The sequence below is a fragment of the Pedobacter sp. D749 genome (assembly GCF_019317285.1).
Taxonomy (GTDB): Bacteria; Bacteroidota; Bacteroidia; order Sphingobacteriales; family Sphingobacteriaceae; genus Pedobacter.
Genome location: NZ_CP079218.1, coordinates 416,933 through 436,039 on the forward strand (window position 1 = coordinate 416,933; position 19,107 = coordinate 436,039).

General features: G+C 33.8%; 19 protein-coding genes. All 19 read right to left on the reverse strand.

Going from position 1 to position 19,107, the window contains the following annotated elements; translation table 11 throughout:
- Positions 1-990 carry a glycosyltransferase gene (locus KYH19_RS01650; protein ID WP_219077334.1) on the reverse strand — a complete coding sequence of 330 codons (990 nt, stop codon included), beginning with the start codon at positions 988-990 and terminating at the stop codon, positions 1-3.
- On the reverse strand, positions 990-1,967 hold the full coding sequence (locus tag KYH19_RS01655) for an acyltransferase (RefSeq protein ID WP_219077335.1): 978 nt from the start codon (positions 1,965-1,967) through the stop codon (positions 990-992). Before KYH19_RS01655 ends, KYH19_RS01650 begins: the two co-directional genes overlap by 1 nt.
- Positions 1,951-2,964: a glycosyltransferase family 10 domain-containing protein gene (locus KYH19_RS01660; protein WP_219077336.1), complete on the reverse strand. Its 1,014-nt coding sequence runs from the start codon at positions 2,962-2,964 to the stop codon at positions 1,951-1,953. Before KYH19_RS01660 ends, KYH19_RS01655 begins: the two co-directional genes overlap by 17 nt.
- Positions 2,965-3,846, reverse strand: a complete 882-nt coding sequence (locus KYH19_RS01665) for a glycosyltransferase (protein ID WP_219077337.1) — start codon at positions 3,844-3,846, stop codon at positions 2,965-2,967.
- 16 nt (positions 3,847-3,862) lie between these two features.
- A complete protein-coding gene (locus tag KYH19_RS01670) occupies positions 3,863-4,645 on the reverse strand; it encodes a class I SAM-dependent methyltransferase (RefSeq protein WP_219077338.1) in 783 nt (260 codons plus the stop codon).
- Between the two features lie 102 nt (positions 4,646-4,747).
- Complete coding sequence (locus KYH19_RS01675) at positions 4,748-5,650, reverse strand: glycosyltransferase family 2 protein (RefSeq protein ID WP_219077339.1); 903 nt, start codon at positions 5,648-5,650, stop codon at positions 4,748-4,750.
- A gap of 3 nt (positions 5,651-5,653) precedes the next feature.
- Positions 5,654-6,535, reverse strand: coding sequence for a glycosyltransferase family 2 protein (locus KYH19_RS01680; RefSeq protein WP_219077340.1), 882 nt, complete (start codon positions 6,533-6,535; stop codon positions 5,654-5,656).
- 46 nt (positions 6,536-6,581) lie between these two features.
- Positions 6,582-7,754: a glycosyltransferase family 1 protein gene (locus KYH19_RS01685; RefSeq protein WP_219077341.1), complete on the reverse strand. Its 1,173-nt coding sequence runs from the start codon at positions 7,752-7,754 to the stop codon at positions 6,582-6,584.
- On the reverse strand, positions 7,747-8,880 hold the full coding sequence (locus KYH19_RS01690; RefSeq protein ID WP_219077342.1) for a DegT/DnrJ/EryC1/StrS aminotransferase family protein: 1,134 nt from the start codon (positions 8,878-8,880) through the stop codon (positions 7,747-7,749). The genes KYH19_RS01685 and KYH19_RS01690 overlap by 8 nt, the downstream gene beginning before the upstream one ends.
- Entirely contained in the window at positions 8,856-9,608 is a 753-nt protein-coding gene (locus KYH19_RS01695; RefSeq protein ID WP_219077343.1) for a class I SAM-dependent methyltransferase, read from the reverse strand. The genes KYH19_RS01690 and KYH19_RS01695 overlap by 25 nt, the downstream gene beginning before the upstream one ends.
- Positions 9,608-10,027 carry a hypothetical protein gene (locus tag KYH19_RS01700; RefSeq protein WP_132395170.1) on the reverse strand — a complete coding sequence of 140 codons (420 nt, stop codon included), beginning with the start codon at positions 10,025-10,027 and terminating at the stop codon, positions 9,608-9,610. Before KYH19_RS01700 ends, KYH19_RS01695 begins: the two co-directional genes overlap by 1 nt.
- Positions 10,028-10,510: 483 nt before the next feature.
- Entirely contained in the window at positions 10,511-11,479 is a 969-nt protein-coding gene (locus KYH19_RS01705; protein ID WP_219077344.1) for a glycosyltransferase family 2 protein, read from the reverse strand.
- Positions 11,480-11,508: 29 nt separating this feature from the next.
- Positions 11,509-12,357 (reverse strand): alpha-1,2-fucosyltransferase, encoded by an 849-nt coding sequence (locus KYH19_RS01710; protein WP_219077345.1) that lies wholly within the window; start codon positions 12,355-12,357, stop codon positions 11,509-11,511.
- Positions 12,344-13,141, reverse strand: coding sequence for a DUF268 domain-containing protein (locus tag KYH19_RS01715; RefSeq protein ID WP_219077346.1), 798 nt, complete (start codon positions 13,139-13,141; stop codon positions 12,344-12,346). The genes KYH19_RS01710 and KYH19_RS01715 overlap by 14 nt, the downstream gene beginning before the upstream one ends.
- A 32-nt stretch (positions 13,142-13,173) precedes the next feature.
- Positions 13,174-13,860, reverse strand: a complete 687-nt coding sequence (locus KYH19_RS01720; protein ID WP_132395167.1) for a hypothetical protein — start codon at positions 13,858-13,860, stop codon at positions 13,174-13,176.
- A gap of 1 nt (position 13,861) precedes the next feature.
- Entirely contained in the window at positions 13,862-15,133 is a 1,272-nt protein-coding gene (locus tag KYH19_RS24110; protein ID WP_132395166.1) for an ABC transporter ATP-binding protein, read from the reverse strand.
- Positions 15,134-15,191: 58 nt separating this feature from the next.
- A complete protein-coding gene (locus KYH19_RS01730; RefSeq protein WP_219077347.1) occupies positions 15,192-16,061 on the reverse strand; it encodes an ABC transporter permease in 870 nt (289 codons plus the stop codon).
- A 5-nt stretch (positions 16,062-16,066) separates the two neighbouring features.
- Positions 16,067-17,224: a glycosyltransferase family 4 protein gene (locus tag KYH19_RS01735; RefSeq protein WP_219077348.1), complete on the reverse strand. Its 1,158-nt coding sequence runs from the start codon at positions 17,222-17,224 to the stop codon at positions 16,067-16,069.
- Positions 17,214-19,001 carry an asparagine synthase (glutamine-hydrolyzing) gene (gene asnB, locus KYH19_RS01740; protein WP_132395163.1) on the reverse strand — a complete coding sequence of 596 codons (1,788 nt, stop codon included), beginning with the start codon at positions 18,999-19,001 and terminating at the stop codon, positions 17,214-17,216. The genes KYH19_RS01735 and asnB overlap by 11 nt, the downstream gene beginning before the upstream one ends.
- Positions 19,002-19,107 lie beyond the last annotated feature (106 nt).

The window sequence follows — 19,107 nt, forward strand, 5'->3', positions numbered from 1 at the left end:
TTACGAAATATACTTTTGTTTAAGGTATTGTAGGTTTCGAGCCAGCTTCCAGTGTAGTTGATTTGCTATAAAATCAAAAAAGTGATTTCCAATATAAAGTTTTGGTATACGTTTTTCTCCAAGAATTTTAAGCGCATATTTAATACTTGTCTGACTGAGGTCTTTAAATTCCGGATACGCCCTTACAGCCAATTGCCAAAATGCATCAGAAATCATCGTCTTAAATTCCATGTCATTGGGATAATAGCCTATCAAAGTCTCCGCTTTGCAGTTTACACTTTTTATCGATGCAGCAATATTTTTTCTTCCATTAGCATTAGAAAGACTTCCAAATTCATGCTTACGGTAGTATACTAAACTTTCTGGAACATATATTACCTTTTTAGCCTTTAAAATCACTCGAAGAAAAAAATCTCCATCATCATCAACACTTAAAGTTTCATTCCATCTTCCTGCATTCTCAATAATGTTTTTTGGACATAACCAAGAATGGATTTCTACCATACCAGCTGGAAGATTATCTATTACTCCGTAAAGTTTTTTGATAAAATTTTTAGGAGTTTCAATAAATTTAATTTTACGTGCGATATGGCTATTTACAATATTATGTTTAGCGGTTGGTGATATTTTAAAGTTAATACAGTCGCCGAAAGAAATAGAGTTGGGATGTTTTAATAATTCGCGCATCTGCAATTCAATTTTATTCTCTGCCAACAAATCGTCTGCATCTAAAAACTGAATGTATGTACCGTTAGCATGTTTAAGCCCAAAGTTTCTAGCTGCACTGGCTCCTTTATTAATCTGTTTGAAAACTTTAACCCCGAGCTTTACATACCTTTGTGCAAGTTCAAAAGAGTTGTCTTCAGAACCATCATCTACAACAATGACTTCGATATATGGATAAGATTGATTAAGAGCCGATTTTATACATGCCTCTATAAAATTTGCTGAATTAAAGGTGGGGATAATAATGGATACAAGTTGGGGCATCAAGCAGAGAAATTAATTTTTTTCGACAGCTTTATTGATGGGCGTTCAACAATCAAAAAAAATATTGATGCAGCTGCTATAGCCACTATTACATGGAGTAGCAACATCCAAATTTCAAAATGAAGTAAAGAAGGCCACAGCCTTTTAATAATACCATGTGAATAAACCAGAATTAATGGGTGTGTAAGGTAGAGTGAGTAAGATATTTTACCTAGATAATTTAAATAAATATTTTTCTTATGGGTATACAAAACTATCAGAATTGAAAGTAATATAAGAAGTCCTAAAAGCCATCCGCTTAAGTATATAATCATTCCTAAAAAAAGGACTATTAATAATAGGAAAATTTTGTTTTGGCCAAACTGGTATTGAAAAGTTGCCATTCCAATCGAAAAATATGGGGCGTAGGTATTTATAAGATAATAATCATTTGTAAAATTTAAAAAACAACTTAACCCAAGAATACATAAAAACCAGACTTTGTAATGTTTAGATTTATTTAGGAAATAAAATAACCCAATGAGAATATAAAATTGAAATTCTATAGACAGTGTCCAAAACACGTGGTTATAATATTCATACTTTGTAAAAGGGATGTAGTAAAAGATATGTGCTAAAAACTGAAAAATATTAAAAGGGATAACTTTACCATTAAATAGTGAAAATCTATATAATAAACTAAATGTCATTAGTGTTAATATAATTACTGTAATGTAAACAATATCTATCCGTATAGATCTTCGCAAAATAAATTTAGGAAATAATGTCGTGCGATAATTTAACTTCTGCATAGAAAGGAGAATAACATAGCCGCTGATAAAAAAAAAGACTTGTACCCCCAACTGACCATAGTTGAATAAATTTTTCAGGCTTTGGTGTTGGCTGAGCGCCATACTGTAATGGCAAAGCACAACACTAATTGCCGCAATACCTCTTAAATATTGGATACCAAAGTTAAATTTAGTGGCTAACTCCATTAAAAATTTTTAACCATCGTTTATGGTTTGTTGTATCTTCAGGAACCCTGTTGTTTTTAAACCACGGTTCTCTTAGATAAGCTAGATACAAATCTGGGTCGTTATCAATTTCAATAATTCGATCAATTAATGGAGAGAAATCAAGTTGATTGGTTTGTAGTGTCATTTTTAATTGTCTGCCCCAGCTCTTAACTTTTCGTCTTAATCTTATTGGCAAGCTTTTGTAAAACTGTGGACGAATATCTACAAAGTTTTGCTGTGCTTTTTTTTCCAAAAAACTAATTATTCTACTGTCTTTAAAATTTAAATATTCTGAAGCATTTATGAAACTTTTGGTATTGAATATTTCCCCAATGTTTGGGTCGCCAAGGTAGATAGGTATACTACCTGTTTGCATAGTGTCGTAAAGTTTTTCAGTTTGGTACCCTGGGTACATATAATTTTCAAAAGCAATTGTAAACTTATATGGTGTTAGAAATTGACGCTTTCTTTCCCAGACATCCCCTTTATACAGTTCATCAATAGATGCCATATTATTCATTGATTTGCCTGGAGCGTCTATGTGTTTGTATGTTGACAATTGTTTGAAGAAACTCTCCCGATATTTTACTGGATTTGAATAAAGGAAATTGCAAAATTTAGTTTTTGATTTAATTAGTTTGGCAAAGTCCTCGTTATCGCTTTTTATCAGAATTTGCGGGTCAAGGCCATGCCATTGAATTCGCTTATATCGTGAATCCCCGATTTCCTTCTCTTCCGGAATTCCGAAAGCCCATTCACAAACAGACAAATCTGGAATAATGTTCTCACAGAAATAACCAATTCTAGTATAGTCTCCTTTTGCCGGGAGATCATTTCCGTATGGGCCAAAAAGTATAAAATCGGGTTTCTCGGAATGGATAAACTCAAATTCATTGAGTAATTCTGAAAAGATTTCTTTCTTTGCTGTTTGAAGATTAATTCCGTTTTGACACTTTATGTAAATTTTTTTTTTCAATTAATAATATTTTGGAGCCTTAATTATACCCATTTTATGAGCAAGAAGTTTAATACAAAAGTTTAAAACTTTCCAAAAAGAAGTATTAACCAGGAATTTATAAGAAAAAAATACTTTTATAATTTTTAATGGTGGATAACCAAGGATATTCATTCGAAAAAACAGAATCTTTCTGTTGCGCCATTCTATATCATGTTGTTGTTTTTTAGAGAGATTACCAAGTGGTAGTAAGTGTTTCCATTTATCGGCATATTTTAACGAATATTCTACCCACTCTTTATTTAGCTGTCCCGAAGAAAAGTGCTCAATCAACATGTTGGTAAATACGTAAACTTTGTATTTTTGACCTACCTGGGTGCAGAAATCTAAATCATATAGATGGAATTTGTCAAAATTCTTCTCATCGAAAGGATGTTCTTCCCAAATCTTTTTAGGACAGAAAAGTAAAACTCCATCCAATGTTTTAACCTGGTTCCACTTACTAGGATAATCTGGATTAATGAGAGATTTACCTGTATTATAATGTTGTATAAGATTTAGATAATCTGTTTGATAAAGTCCTTGAGCCCATATGCTTGGTACTATTGATTTAAATGTAGAACCTGCAATACCAACTACTCCAATCTTTTCGTTTTGTTCAAAAAAATCAAGAATTTCCTTCCCCCAATTTGTCGATTTAACCAGAATATCCTCATGCATGAAACATAACATAGAACTCTTCGCTTGCGCAGCGCCTATGTTATACGCCTTGCAAATGCCATAATTTTTAATATTATTATCAATTTGAATAAGCTCGTACTCTACACCTATTGTAGCTTTAATATTTGCAGATACTTGATTGTAAAATTCATTGCTGATTGAACAAATAATTATAGAAATCATTTTTTTAATCGAATGTTTATTTGAGTTTCTTTTTTATCCAATTACTCAGTCTGTATAGTCTTGAATTTTGATAAGGCTTTAACAAGCTATCAATCAATATCTTTTCACCTTCAAAATAGCTACTGCCAATTGTTGGTAGAGAGGTGTCAGATGCAATGCAAATATTATAGATTGCATCTTTCATGTTATCATGTCTCGAAACTTCGTCATAAGTCCCACCATGATAACTAAAAAGAGTAAATTCTTTTTCTTGAGGAACAATCAAAGAACCCATTACTATCCTTTGAAAATAAAATGATTGATTTTTGAAATATCTAGAGATTAGATGTTTAAATTCTATATTCGTCAATTCCTTAACATGAAAGTGATTGTTTTCTGGGATTACTTTTTCAGGGGTAGACATTACTAGAACTCCACCAGGTTTTAAAACTCTTTTAATCTCAGACATCATTTCTTCATGTTTATCATGGTGCTCCAGTGTCTCGAAACTTACGACTATATCAACGGAAGCATCCTCTAAGGGAATCTGATCCGCCGCCCCATGTTTGTAGCTCAGATTTTTCTTTTGATATTTTGTATTGGCATGTTTTATCGATTCTTCGTCGATGTCTACTCCATATGTAAAGGTCGCAACATTAGATATCAAGTTGCTTCCATATCCTTCGCCACTCGCAATGTCTAGCACAACTTTATCTCTTACCAAATCCATAATAATACTATAGCGGTGTAGATGTTCAATCATGATGTAGTTTTCTACATAGGTAACCAAACGTTCACCAGTCCAAGGTAAATCTTCCATATTTATATTAAAAATTTATTGATTTTAATTTAGGCAACAGATCTTCAAGATCGTTTTAATTAAGATAACGAATGTGACTTTAACTCAACGAAAACAGCTATTCTAATCATCTTTTTGGATAAATCTAAAATCTGGATCGAGATTTTGCATTTCCAGTTGAGATTGAAGGTATTGATAAATAGCAGCTATTTGCTTAATATCTGTTGCTGTGTATTTATCTATTTTATTTTTTTTTTGCTTATCGAAGTATTTTCCAATACCGATTTTGATTTTAGACCATAGGGAAATTTCGGCTCCATCTCCGGCATATTCATAGAAAATAGATGCTCTATTTCCTTGGTCAGTAATATTTTTTTTATTCTTTAATGCAGATATACTTTGGTTGTGATAAACAGATAGTGCATTAAAACCTGTGTAATATGTAATATTAGCTTGAAGATAGCTAATGTGTAGAGAATATTCCCAATCGATCATTATATATCCCGTGTTATATAAACCAATGAAGGAAAGCGCTGTGCGTCTAATGAGCATATGCACATCACCAAAGGTAAATGAGGGTTTTAATCCCGTTCTCCATTGATCAAAGTGAAATAGTCTGCTATGTTTCTGTATTTCTTTATAATTGCTTAATGTAGCGCTTAGGTCATTTGATATGATTACGTCAATCTTTGGATTATCGATCATATACCTTGCACATTTTCTTATAGATTTATAGTCGAAAATATCGTCATCAATTATTTTTTTAATAATTATGCCTTTTGCTAGTAACATCGCTTTATTCCATCCGTGTGCCTGATTCCTATCTACTTCACTAATATAATAATTGATTTGCCCGTTATTGAAAAGCTCTTGTAAATAATCTTGTGTACCATCGGTACTATTCCCATCAACTACTACAATTTCTTCATTAGCCTGAATATTGTCAATAAGATTGGATAATGTAAGTCTTAAAAATGGCAATCTATTTCTGGTACAAATTATAAAGGAGATCTCAATTTTTGACATATATCAATATAATGGATTTCTAAATGTAGATTTTATGAGTGAGCTAATATAAAATCTACTAAATAAAAAGCTGGGATGCCTTAATAATAAAGAAAATAGGCCTGATTTTTTTTGAATTTGTTTTACCGTTTCGACATAAGCAAGAAATTTTATCTCATAGAGGTAAAGGCTTAAAAATTTATTAAGGTGAGTCTTTCTAAAGTCTTTAACACTTTGAATTTTTTCTTCTTTAAATTTTAATTCGTAGAGACTTGTTTTACTTTCTTGATGATGCCTAAAATAAGCGAGTAATTTATTAGTATAAAAAATATCATTTTCTTTGAGATTTAAACGAAGTAGTAAATCCCAATCAAAGGAATAGTGTAAGTTAGAGTTGATTTTGCAGTCTATTACATTTAAATTTAACCATTGTGAAGGTTGCTGAAAATTAGATTTCTCGCTAATTAATCCCTTGAATGTTAAATCCTGTTTATTATATTCATATTCGACTATTTCTTTACTTATTATAATCGCACAACCTCCAGCGATAACTTTTGCATCTGGATTTTGGATAAAATTTATTGCGATATTTTTCAATGCTCCTTCGGCTAATAGGTCATCGCTATTTATCCAATTAAATATTTGACCCGTGCAAAGTTTTAATCCCTTGTTTATAGCATCTGCCTGCCCATTATCCCTTTCGCTTATCCAATAAGATAATCTATCATTATATTTATTTATTATTGACAATGTCTCATCATCGCTCCCACCATCGATAATTATATATTCCAAATTTGGATAATTCTGGTTTAAAATTGATAAAATGGTTTCTTCAATATATTTTCCCTGGTTATAACTAGGAGTTACGATGGATATTCTAGGCCAATCAATTATTTTACCAGACATATCAATTTACTTAATACCTTTGATTGTTTGTTTATGATAGTATATTTCAATTATAGGTTTGTCCCCAAGTTTTTCGTACAGAAATACTGTCTTCTAAAATTTCTTCGAGTTTAGATACAATAGAATCCATTTGAAAAAAAACATTATCAGTTTTTTTATTCATTTTTAATAGCTTATCCATGCTGTTTTTTATCGAATCAGGTGAAAGAGGATCGAAATAAATTGCATTTTGGCTTAAAAGTTCTACATGCCCATTAAGTTGTGAGCAGGCAATATTACAACCTAGATAAAAGGCTTCTAATAAAGGCATATTTGTCGGGCCTAAAAAGGATGGGAAAACTAACCCATTTGAATGTAAATAGAGCCACTTCAAATTTTCGTTACGAACAAAACCTGTAATTATAACATTTTTTTCAATGCGTAGATCTCCTATAAGTTTGGAAATGTAATTTAAATTGCCTTTGTCGCTACCCGTTAGAACGAGTTTAACATCAGGTTTCTCACGAATAAATTTTTGGAAAGCCAGTAAAAGATTATAATGATTTTTATGAGGCCAAAATTGTGCAGGATATAAAAAGAATCTTTCGAAGCTTATCCATTTAGGCTTCTCACTGGAGATTACACTTTCAACAATTATGCTTGGAAACATGGGGAGGATTCGGATTTGCTGCTCGTTAATGTTATAATATTTTACAAGTTCCTCTTTTCCGGCTTTTGATTCGCAACAGATAAAAATTGCTTTGTTTAATGTTTTATTGAGGCTATAATCTCTCTGTTCATATTCATCATTAGCATTTAACTCAGGAAATGAATATGTGCTTTTGTGGCCAAGATCCCATAAAGTCATTATGTAAGGGAAATTAGCTATTTGAACATAAGGATTAGGGTAGAAAATTAATTCTATTCCACTTTTATTAAGTTGATCAATATTATTAATATTGTTTCTTTTAAGGTACTTATTCTTCAAATTTATCGAGAAATATTTATGGAAGAAATTCAACATTTTTCTATAAAAGAAATTTTCTCGATTGTTAAGATTAATGCTATTCTTTTTATAATGTCCTTTCAAATTGTAACCAATAAACACAACTTCCAGGTTGTCCGAATTTTTTTTTTCATTGATTGCCTGTACTAATCGTTGTGTATAAGAGAATCCACCACCAACTTCAGGTAAATCATCTTCATTTATCCAAATACCAACTTTAAAGGGTTTATCCATTAACAATTTCAATTACGATTTGCTGATCATCAGTATTCAAGCCCAAACCACTTGGTAAATAGAAACCGTTTCTTGATAATTTCTCTGCTATCGGATATTTTTCACCTTTAAATAATCCCATTTTCTGAAATACGGGCTGTTCGTGCATACACCAAAAGAAGGGACGGGTACCAATTTTTTGATCAGTTAGATAATTTATCATATTTTCTTTTTCCTCTTGCGTTGGTGCTACTAAGCCAAATACCCAATAAATATTCTCGCTATAAAGGGTATTAGCCAACGGTAATTGGTATGCCCTATTTTTTAAAGGCATTAATCCTACCTGATAAGCTTTCCCCATAGCTTTTTTCATTTCTAGAAAAGAAGTAATTTGTTCTAATTGTGCCAATCCCACTGCTGCTTGAAGATTAGTCATGCGGTAATTCCAGCCAAGTTCATAATGAACGAATCGTTGGCCATTTGGCTCAAAACAAAGATTTCTTAGTTTCTTACATTTTTCAGCCAGCTCACAATCATTGGTTAATAACATGCCACCTTCGCCAGTAGTAATATGTTTATTTGGATAAAAACTAAAAATGCTGATATCGCCAAAACTGCCACACATTTTACCTTTGTAGGTTTGTCCATGCATTTCGGCAGCATCTTCAATTATTTTGAGCTTATGTTTTTTAGCTATTTCTATTATTGGATCCATATCCACCGGTAATCCATAAATATGCACCACTAAAATGGCTTTGGTCCTGGAAGTTATTTTAGCCTCTATCTGTGTAACATCCATGTTCCATGTCAATGGATCACTATCTACTAAAACTGGCAATGCACCAGCAGTAACCAGAGATTGAGCTGGAGAGATAATAGTAAACGTAGGCATAATTACTTCGTCTCCCCGGCCAATGTTTAAGGCCTTCATGGCAATGTCTAAGGCTGCAGAACCACTACTAACCGCAATTCCGTACGAACTACCAATATATTTACTAAACTGCTCCTCAAATTTATTAATAAAAGGCCCTTCACTACTGATCCAGCCTGTTTCAATACACTCAGTTAGGTATTTTAATTCATTGCCTCTAAGTAGGGGAGTGTTAACGGGTATCGGATGCATTATAATTTTTTTAAAATATAACATACGCCCCAGGTGTCGCCTGTGGGCGTATTCTTGCTTAGAAATTCTTCGCTGTGAATAAGTTTAAATCCTGTTGCATAAGCTAGTAGTTCTATTTCTGGTCTGCTGAAATGCCTCATTGGATGCTGCTCTTGAAAGAAATGAGTCGAACCGTCGCTAAGGTTTTTTACTGTAATATCATAATTGACCTCAACAATATTTAATTCGTGATGTATCACTGGATTTGCATTTCTAGTAACTTCTATATTTTGATCCTGAAGTATTTTGGTTCGCTTTTCTGGAACTTGAAAGTTTACTGCTACACTATGCCAAACATCAAAAATAAACAGACCGCCCGAATTTAAATGACGATGTACATTTTTAAATGTATCAATTAAGCTTTGATTGTTGGTTAAATAACTGATAACGTGAAAGAGTGACAAAGCAATATCAAAGAATTGGCCAATTTCGAAATTGGTAATATCTGCTACTTTAAAGTCAACATTAATTGCTTTTGACCGATTCGCAATATCAACCATCTCCTGACTGCGCTCTAAACCAAGAATCTGGTAACTTCTTGCTGATAGCAGGTTTGCATGTTTGCCTGTTCCTGAACCTAATTCTAGGATTTTTTTACTATCAGAACCATATTGTTTAATCAGGTCATCCAAATAATCAACTTCTGCTTCATAGTTTTTGTCTTTATAAAGAAGGTCGTAATATTGACTATAAAGTCTAAAATTTTCGCTCATTATTTGATGTTGTTAGGAATATGGTCGAAACGCACTTTGTCTTCATCGCCACAGTACGGACCTTGTTTAATTTCTATGAGCTCTGATGATTCTAACATTTCAAAGCCGTGTCCACCAGCCGAAAGTAAAATTACATCTCCCGTTTCCACTATTCTGCTTTCGAGATAAACCTGGTCATTATTATAAAAATCTACACGTACTTTGCCTGATTTAACATATAGCACCTCTTGAGTAAGCGTAACCTTCCGCTCTACCAATTTATGTACATGGGGCTCGATGATATAACCTTTTGGCCTATTCATATAGCCAAGCTGTTGAGAGTAATCTTGCGGGGTGAAGAAAGTTATCCCTTCCCGATGGAAATTTGACCTTATGATCAGTGCGAGTAATAGTCCATTTACGGTAACACTTTCTATCATAGTTAAGCTTGATTAAAATAAATTTACTATCCGGGTTTTGTAAAGTAAGCAGTAGATGAAGTTAAAGTTCTGCGTTTAATGCTTTAAAATCTGCATCAACAGTTATAATATAATCTGTATTGAATTTTGGGAAGTTCTGAGGTCCGGAGTTCACCATAATTTTCGTTAATATCATCCCTCACATGATCAATTCCATTAGGAGAAGTAATCGTTTCATACCACCAAAATTTTTAATCCTTATTTTTCTGTATTGTTACATATCTGAATATAAGGATATGCGGTCCAATTTACTGCATATTCACTAAGATTTCTGGGGATGAGTACATTCAAATAAATGAATAATTTAGGATGTTGTTTTTCAATGATTAAGCCTATAATATATATATAAACTTTTAACGCTATAATCTCTAAACATGCAGTTTCCGGTTGATTACCAATATAAAGAACGTAGTGCACTTTCGCGTTATACTATCTTTCATTTAATTAGGTTTGGTCAATCCAGTTATCTCTCAATACAAGATTCCTCATTTGATGTCTGGTTATCAACTTAATGTCGTAAGCAATGCGGTTTTTGTGGTAAAAAGCCTGGGCCATTGTAATTCTCCAATTATCTTTGGCTCTTATGAAGTGCCAAGGTGTAGCTAAAGATTTATATAAGACAGCAATAAAATTATTCAAAATGTTATTGAATAGTTTTGAATTGCTCAACCCATTGGCAGCCCTGTAAATTGTAAAACTATCGCAGTTAGCCTGGTTTGCGAATCTTTTATTTATATAACTTTGCGTCATTCTGCTTTTTGGAATAATATGGTTAATGACAGATAAACCATTGTATGCTTGCAGATAACCCAGATCAAGAAGTTTTATGGATAGCCCTGTTTCTCCATCACCTATCCATTCGCCTTTGGTGTTTTCTGGATTAAAGCCTCCGGCCTTTATTATTGCCTCTTTTAAAATTGCTTCATGACAGCTAAAAATATTAATCATTTGATCGGAAATGATTAAAGGAGTTTCATCTAAATTGAGGCTTAAGTAAGAATTTAGGCAATATTTTAGTACCCAGTCTGGAGGATGAATATCCCATTTTGGCAATACCCGTCCACTTACCACTGCAATTTTATCATTCAGTTCGAAAGTTTGAACCAGGTTCGTTAACAAATCAGGTTCCGCAATCATGTCGTCATCTGTATAATATAATACTTCACCTTTTGCGTATTTTATTGCCGAATTACGTGCATAATGAACACCTTGCCTTGGTTCCTCGAAATATTTTATTATTGGATATTTTTCAGACAATTCTTTTACTACCGCTAATGTATTGTCTGTTGAGTTATTATCAATTACAATAATTTCGAGCATATTGGGATAGTTTTGTATTACAAAGCTTTCCAGGGTTAATTTTATGAAGAAATCTCTATTATAGGTAGGAATAATAACGGAAACAGTTTTCATTTTTTAATTTGTGTAAATATGCAAAACCATTAGACCGGGATGAGATTCCAGTTATCTAATAAAATATTGCAAGGAGATTCTATTTTTCCATAATCTGGAAACCATTTGTTTGGTGCATACACAGTTGCATTTTTAACATTTAAATAAGCCCCCCACCAACTAAAAGTACTATTGGAAATGATACAAATATCTGCCTGCATTAAAAACTGAAAATCGATAATTTCCGTTGATCGGGAAATATATTTTTTATTCAGGTATCCAAATTCGGACTCTAAAAAATCTGTATCGTCGCTAATTAATATGTAGTAATTGTTTTCGCTTTCAATGGCCGAAATTGCATTGTGATAATATTCTGCTGGTAATTGGATGTCATAATGAAAATAGTCCGATCGCCTAACGTGTATAACCACATATTTGTATCCTTGGGGCAAATCGTTAAATATATTTCTAAAATCTGTCTGATATTTTTCTTTAATAACTAATTTCGCTTTTATTTCTTCTTTAAAGTCAGCGAAATAATACTCCGATTGGAAAAAGCCGGTAAATAATTTCCGATCGTTCAGTTTTAAGCTCTCCAGCTGCGGTTCCAACTGATCTGATATATATACTTCTTCATAATTTAGGATTTTTTTTAACAACGCATAAAATTTTTGTTTGAGATAAACTGAAAAAAAATCATCAAACCCTTTTAAAGAAAATATCGTTTGATCTAAGTAATAGAAGATATCTTTTGTTTGTGCAAAATATTTGGGAATAAATAAAGCTTGCAGCCTCCTGTCAAAATAAAACTTCGAATTTAGTTTTTTAGCGGTAGCGTAGGCAAACGCATACTGGAATAACTGATTTCCTAATCTACCTTGTAATTTAATACTGATCATTTAAAGATTTTTTAAACCAAAAACAGCCACAGCCCCAATTTTGCTCATCTGCTTGTTTTTTGCTGGCATTTCTAATCATACCAATATTTTCAAATTTATCAGGGATCAGAGAAAACTCAATAAGTTCGAGTTTTGAAAAGTAAGAGATAATCTGATCATATGCGTAAATCCGGTGTGCGTTAAATGCTATTTTAGCTTTGCCAATCGGAGTAACTATAAGTAAGTTTCCATTAACCGCCAATACCCTAATCAATTCGTTAACTGCCTTGAGGTCTCCATCATAATCAATTTCGTCTCCATATCTTCCAAGTCCAATATGCTCAAGTGTATGCATGCAAGATAAAGAGTCGATCGTATTACTTCTGAATGGCAATTGTGTTAAATCGGCATGTTTGGTATCTAGTCCCACCAGCTTAATTTCCGCAGGTCTGTAATCATAAAATTCTACGGGTATAAATGCAGATACTATGGTGCTAAAGTGTAGGATTGAAGAAATATCGACGTGTTTTTTAGGTTGGGTTTTCGCTAAAATTCTCGCTGCCCATGCAGGATGATAAGTATAGTGAGGTTCAATTTCGGTAACTGATGTTCGGTCATCTAATAATGGATAATGATCGTAATTTTGATCGAATCTGAGATTAGTATTTCCTTCGCTCAGTCGAAAATTAACTAAGTCTGAATTAAAAGTTTCCACTTTTTTTCTAAACAATTTTCTTAAAGTGAAATAACCATACAGCTTTCCTACTGCAGTATAACGAAGTTTATTTTTAATTTTTCTTAACAATTTTTTCTTTTATGATTTTTTAAGGAAATAGTTTATTTTTTCCGGGTCATTATTGTTGATATTTTATGCCTGATTTTTCTAACAATTTGGTTTTTGATTGAAGGCATTGGCACTACATCGACATTTAAATCTTCTGTAGCCAGGTTTTGAAGCAGAATACTAAATTCGTGCTGGTAGGATTTTGGAACGGCCAGTATAATATCGTTGAATACATAAATTTGACGTTCGGGTGTAAGTGCTTGCATGATTTCAGCAAGATCAGGATAATCTGTTAACGCATGCGGATGATGAGGTGGGGATAAAAACAAACGAGCATCATCAATCATGATGAACAATTTGTCGAACAGATGTTTAAACCTGTTAATGATTTCCAACTCAACTAATAAGGGGCATTGATCTTTTTCTCCAAAAGAATGGTTACCGCACCAATGTGCATCGAGCCACAAAATGGCGTTATTTACTTTTGGAAGGAGATCTGGAAGTATACTTTTTGTATCGCCAAATAAAAGATTTACATTTTCCCTTGATTTTAGTCTTTCTTTAGTATAGTTATACCAATGTTCAGAAAATTCAATTGAATATACATTTTTGAAAACATCAGCTGACCATTCAGTAGTACCGCCTTGGTAGGTGCCGGTTTCTATAAAGTTGGTAATTTGATATTTTTCTTTTATAAATTTAACAAGCCTTTTATCAGGCCCCATTGTTATCGATCCCATTTCATTTTTCTAATTTCCAGTTAAATTTTTTTGCGAGAATCCCTGGCCTCTTTTCCGTCCAAAAGTTTGAAAAATCAAAACCGCCATTAATTTCAAAATATATTCTATCATTGTTATTATCGGGATCTATAATCCAAAACTGGTTGAATATTGCAACACCTAGGGAAATGTAGTATTTTCCCTCGTTCAACAAATAAGGAGTAATGGACGTTGTGAGTTTGATTTTGCCTTTTGGAAAGTTATTTTGAGTAATTGTGTCTGTGTGAAATGACCATAATAGATTATTGCCATCAGCATCATACAAGGAAAATCCTATTTGCAACGAGCTATTAGGTTCCAAAACTTCTCCCAGAATAGAAATTTCAACTTCTTCTTTCAGGCTATATGAAGTTTTTTTAGTATTTATCATCAAGGGTATGAAATATTGATTTTTGTATTTTTTGCCATCAATATTAAGGCTGTTTGACAATTCTCTATCTTCTGTAGTCAGGTATTTATTAATAACTTCAGACATATCATCCGACTTGTAACTCACAAGACCGTTTTTAAGTACTATTCCACTGTTGCAAAGTTGCTTTACCGCACCCATATTATGACTCACAAAAAGTACCGTCCTGCCTTCTCCTTTACTCACCTCACCCATTTTGCCTAAACATTTCTTTTGAAACTCAGCATCGCCTACTGCTAATACTTCATCTACAATTAATATTTCGCTTTCTAAATGTGCTGCAACAGCAAAAGCCAGGCGAACATACATACCGGAGCTATACCTTTTTACCGGTGTATCTAAATAACGCTCTATCCCTGCAAAATCTACAATTTCATCTAGTTTGCGATGTATTTCCTTTTTACGCATACCCAAAATAGCACCATTGAGAAATATGTTTTCACGGCCACTGAGTTCGGGATGAAAGCCTGTTCCAACTTCAAGTAAACTCGCTATCCGTCCTTTACCCGAAATTTTGCCGGCAGTAGGAGCGGTTACTTTACTTAATATTTTGAGCAATGTACTTTTTCCAGCTCCATTTCGGCCAATAATGCCAACAGCATCGCCTTGTTCAATCTCAAAATTAATATCCTTTAAACTCCACACTACATCACTCGCACTTTTCGTATTTTGATCATTGCTTTCACCGATACGTAGAAAAGGATCTTCTTTGCCCCGAATACGGGCGTACCAACGCTCTAAATCGCGGCTGATCGTTCCGGTTCCAATCTGTCCTAACTGATAAGCTTTGCTTAAATTTTCTACTTTTATCGCAATGTCAGACATTTAAAATATGCTTAAAATTACGCTTTCCATTATTCATATTATACCTTCCATTTCCCATCTAAACTGTATCAACGAAATTCCGTTCCACTTTGTTAAAAATTATAGTACCAACAATAAGCAGGATTAATGTAACAATCATTGAGTAAGCTAAACTAAACCAGCTAAAACTCCCTTCGCCCAAAAAGCCATACCTAAAAGTTTCAATAATTGGGGTCATGGGATTATATTTAATGATCCAGGCATAGGTTGGGTATTTTTTGATGGCTTCGGATAGGGGATAGATTACTGTGGTAGCATACATCAGTAACTGTACCCCAAAGCCAATCAGGAAAGCCAGATCCCTATACTTTGTTGTCATCGCAGAAATGATCATGCCTGCCCCCAAACCCAATAAAGCCATTAATAATACAATAACCGGAAACAGGGAAATTGCCCAACTGATGTTGAAACTGGCGCCGATGAAATAATAATAAGCCATTAAGACGAGGAACAGAAGCATCTGTACTCCAAAACGAACCAGGTTACTCACTACTATGCTCAAAGGCATAATTAATCTGGGGAAGTAGACTTTGCCAAAAATACCTGCATTATCTCTGAAAACAGAAGATGTTTTGGTTAAACAATCTGCAAAATAGTTCCAGGCGGTAATGCCTGCCATATAAAAAAGCGGTTTAGGTAATCCATCTGTTGATATGCCGGCTAAATTGCCAAATATAAAGGTAAAGATGATAGTGGTAAACAATGGTTGAATAAAAAACCAGAGTGGGCCTAAAATAGTCTGTTTATAAAAAGAAACGAAATCCCTTCTCACCAATAGTATCAACAAATCCCGGTACGCCCAAACCTCATTTAGCTTTAGATCGAGCAAAGATGATTTTGCCTCAATCGTCCACTTTTGTTCTTCTTTAGAAATATTGGGGCTATCCATTAATTTTATTGTTGCTGATTTATTTTGAATGCAGGACTGATTGTCCCATTTAAAAGCAAGTTTTTTATCGATTGAAGATAAGGATCATATCCAAATGCCTCTATGCATTTTTTTTGAAGGTTTTTTTTCTCGTTGTCGGTTTGATTATGACTTAATAAATTGCAGATACTGGCTAAAATTTCTTCCTGATTATCAGGATCAACTAAAATACCAAGCGTTCCGCCTTTAAGTGCATCTACACTGCCATCTTTATTGCCTGCAATAACCCTCAGGCCGCTGGCTAATGCCTCTATAAATACAATGCCGAAGCCTTCTTTTTTACTGGGTAGGATAAACATGTCAGACAGTAAAAAGTGTTCAGTAAGTTCGGTTTCATCAATAAAACCTACCATCCTGATATATTCTTGAAGCTGGTTCTTTGCAATTAAATCTTCTAATCGATTCTTTTCCTCCACATCCCATTTTCCACCCAGCAGGTAAACCAGGTTTGGGTATTTTTCCAATAGTTGTGGAAATAGCTTAATAGTGTGGTCGTATCCTTTATACTTTTCCGAAGAGGATAACCTGGATAATGAGAACAGAATTAAGTTTTTATCATCTAAATGATATCGATCCAATAAACGCTGTGGTTTTTCGAACCCGGTAGACAGGTGATAAAAAGGATCCAGACAATTGTTTAATATTTCAATGCGATCTTCGGGAATATGATGCATTTCCATAATTTTACCTGCTGTAAAATGACTGACACATATAATTTTATCCAATTGGTTTAATATTTTGAGCTTGGAGTTGGGTAACTTTCTCCAAATTTCTACGCCATGCGCCAATAAATATATCTTTTTATGGGGATGTATTTTCCTGATGAAATAAACGATGCTGATTAAGTGGATATGGCTCAATAAAATCACATTGGCTTTTAATCCACTTAAAAAAGATTGCAGCACGAATCGCTCCCTGTTTCCGTTAAAACCATAGAACTGGTGTTTGCTTAGGTATCTCGAATCGCGGTCAGTATTTTTATCGTACATCGAGTATACGGTAGACTGAACAATTTCCTCCTCGCTCAGGTCGTATAAAACACGTGATAAACTTCGGCATACTTTTTCAATGCCGCCAGTTAAACTAAAAGTTCTAAGTGTTAAAAATAAAACTTTAACTGACATGGTAAGTTTGGTATAAAGCCAGGGCTGAGCTCCAGTGTAGTTTGTTTTCTCCAAAACTTTTTATGAGCGATTTTGCCCGTTTATTTTGGTATCGTGATGGATCGGCAATATCGCGATTTTTTCTCATCCACTCCTGAAAAGGGAAAGTAAAACCCATTTTCGATCTTTTCCATGTTTCTGTCGGCAAATCCTCCTTGTATGCTTCTACCAAAAGTTTCTTTTTTTGTTTGTAACTGAACTTGATATCTGTTGAAATGGAAAGAACCAAATTTACAAAATTACGGTCGAGAAACGGAACCCTCACCTCAACACCATGGCTCATGCTCATAAAGTCGGTATCCTTTAATAACTGGTTTTGCATGTACATGTTAAATTCAAACCAACTTGCACGGGTTTCGTTACTGGTTCTCTTTATTGCAGGATGAAGAGGGATATTTTCCAGGCAATTGATAATCTCTGTCATATCAATGTCTAATAATTCAGCGATTACATCGGGTGAATAAACGCCTCTCAAGCATAGATATTCGCCAATAGGAGAATTTAAACTAAGGTAGTATAGTCTTTTAAACCTGGTATTATTGGAGAAACGCATGTTTCTTAAAACACTTTTACTTAACCAATTTAAGTCTTGTATCTTATAAATCCGGTCAAAAGAAGGGTATCCTCCAAAAAGCTCGTCGGCACCTAACCCTGACAGCACTACTTTTATCCCTTGTTCTTTAGCTGTTTTACATACAAACCAGGTATTGATCCCGTCATTTGTGGGTTGATCCATATCGGCTAGAATGGTTTCAAAATGCTGTAAGAAGTCGCGGTAGGTAATCAGCTGTTCGATCTTTTTGACGTTTATTTTTTGAAGCAAACTATTCCTTTGTTTTTTTTCGGAAAAGTCTATTTCGTTAAAATTTGCCGAAATACTATGTAACTGTTTGTTGTTGAATTGATTGGCCAGCATCGTAATAATACTCGAATCCAGACCACCACTAAACAGTACACCAATATCAACATCAGAAATCATCTGCTGCTTAATCGAAAGGCTAAGTTGTTCGCGGATTCTTTCTATGGCATGGGATTCGTTTTTAATATTAGAAGAACTTTCGAATTCATGATAAGATTGAATGAAGTGTTCAGCACTTCGCATGTTATATTTCAGAAAACAACCTTTACCGAGGCTAAACACATCTTTTAGTGTGGTATAAGGTTCAGGGATATGACCAAAAGCAAGGTAGTAAATTCGCCAGTTATCATTTTCCTGGTTGATATCGGCGTGTTTGAAAGCCTTTACTTCTGACGCAAAGGTTAAAGTTTCCTTATCAAAATGATAATACAAGGGTTTGATTCCGTTTTGATCGCGGACCAGATAGATACATTGTTTCCGTTTGTCAAAAATGCAGAAGGCAAAAAGTCCGTCTAGTTTTTCAAATGCGGCTTCTCCCCAGTGTTGATAGGCATATAGGATTACCTCAGTGTCTGTTTGGCTTTTAAATACATAACCCAAATTAATTAATTCAGTTCTGATTTGGCGATAATTATAAATTTCACCATTATACGTAATGACCAGGTCTCCGTTGTGACTTATCATTGGCTGGTGCCCACTTGAGCTCAAATCTAAAATAGCCAGCCTACGGTTACCTAAACATAATGGCATTTTGTCAATAGCATAAATACCTCGATCATCAGGGCCTCCATGCTGCATACTATCGCACATGGCCTTCACCTGTTGATTGACTTGTTCGAACGATTTTTTGCTATTGATGATGCCTGCTATTCGACACATTGGCTTTTTATTTTAAAAAACAGGTTATTTATTCTGCACCGGATACAGCTTCGCCACCTCAGTCACATTTTATTTTCAAAAATGAACTGATTATTTGTTTTTTATA